This window comes from Mesorhizobium sp. M7A.F.Ca.MR.362.00.0.0 (assembly GCF_004023175.1).
Taxonomy (GTDB): Bacteria; Pseudomonadota; Alphaproteobacteria; order Rhizobiales; family Rhizobiaceae; genus Mesorhizobium.
In genome coordinates this window covers 38,975-39,422 of record NZ_RZTF01000014.1, presented here as the reverse complement: position 1 = coordinate 39,422, position 448 = coordinate 38,975, and the positions used below count along the sequence as shown (strand labels likewise).

General features: G+C 62.9%; 1 protein-coding gene. It reads left to right on the top strand.

The window, feature by feature from the left end:
• Positions 1–448, top strand: a 448-nt coding sequence (locus tag EOC06_RS41620) for an NAD-dependent epimerase/dehydratase family protein (protein WP_245469316.1), incomplete at both ends; no start/stop codon positions are given.

Sequence of the window (448 nt, the reverse complement as noted above, 5' to 3'; positions counted from 1 at the left end):
GGTTCGGAGAACGAGACTGTGCCGATGCCCGGCTTCGATGCGCCGGCCGCCGCCTTCCTGGAACTGACCCGGCATATGACTGACGTCGTCCATTGCGCCGGCCTCAACAATGATCAGGGAAATGCAACCGAAGCCGATTACCAGGCGGCCAATGTGGAACTGAGCGCAAGGCTGGCGCATGCCGCGGCCGCCCAGATAAGCGGACGTTTCATCCATCTCTCCTCGATCCGAGCGGTGATCGGCGCGCATGTCAGCGCAACGATCGACGAGGACACGCTTCCTGCGCCACAATGCGCCTATGGACGCTCGAAGCGCGAAGGCGAGATCAAGGTTTTGGACGCCTACGCGTTACACGGCCGCTCGGACGCCGCCGTGTTGCGCCTGCCTCCGGTTTATGGAAGCGGCATGAGGGGGAATCTGGCAACGCTGATGCGCCTTGCCGATACGC